The following is a 419-nucleotide window of genomic DNA, read 5'->3' as shown; positions in this document are numbered from 1 at the left end:
GTGTACCATACCTAGTAGTATTCATGAACAAATGCGACATGGTTGATGACGAGGAACTTCTTGAATTAGTAGAAATGGAAATCCGTGATCTTCTAACTGAATACGATTTCCCTGGCGATGACATTCCAGTTATCAAAGGTTCTGCCCTTAAAGCTCTTCAAGGAGAAGCTGCTTGGGAAGAAAAAATCCATGAATTAATGACAGCTGTTGACGAGTACATCCCAGAACCAACTCGTGACACTGACAAACCATTCATGATGCCAGTTGAGGATGTATTCTCTATCACTGGTCGTGGAACAGTTGCTACTGGTCGTGTTGAGCGTGGACAAGTTAAAGTCGGTGACGTTGTTGACATCATCGGTTTCAACGAAGAATCAAAACCAAAAACAGTAACAGGCGTTGAAATGTTCCGTAAGCTT

At 42.2% G+C, this 419-nt stretch carries 1 protein-coding gene; it reads left to right on the top strand.

Annotation, left to right across the window (positions count from 1 at the left end):
• On the top strand, positions 1 to 419 hold a 419-nt coding region (locus tag CVN76_RS02045), incomplete at both ends, for a GTP-binding protein (protein ID WP_232732063.1).

The sequence above is a fragment of the Bacillus sp. mrc49 genome, from assembly GCF_002803435.1.
Note: the sequence above shows the minus strand (reverse complement) of the source record. Positions and strands in the feature narration are given on the sequence as shown.